The 213-nt window shown below is 28.2% G+C and carries 1 protein-coding gene; it reads left to right on the top strand.

Annotated elements, in window-relative coordinates:
• Positions 1–213 (top strand): hypothetical protein (locus M979_RS23675; protein ID WP_209439652.1); only part of this gene is annotated, 213 nt, incomplete at both ends.

The raw sequence follows: 213 nt of genomic DNA, 5'->3' as shown, positions 1-213 counted from the left end.
TGCTCATAATCCATACTCAATATTTGATGAGAATGATGTTAAAAAAGCAAAGATAACTTTACTTCAAACAAATATATATGATGAGGTTGTGAAGGAGTTTGAATTATCTCAACCATTTCTCAATATTACACTCATAGCAGGATTTATAACAATAGAGGCTATTTTGAAAAATGAATATCGTAAAAAACATCAGTTGTTAATGATTAATGAGCG

The organism is Buttiauxella noackiae ATCC 51607 (genome assembly GCF_001654865.1).
GTDB classification, from domain to species: domain Bacteria; phylum Pseudomonadota; class Gammaproteobacteria; order Enterobacterales; family Enterobacteriaceae; genus Buttiauxella; species Buttiauxella noackiae.
This window is presented reverse-complemented; position numbering and strand designations above follow the sequence as displayed.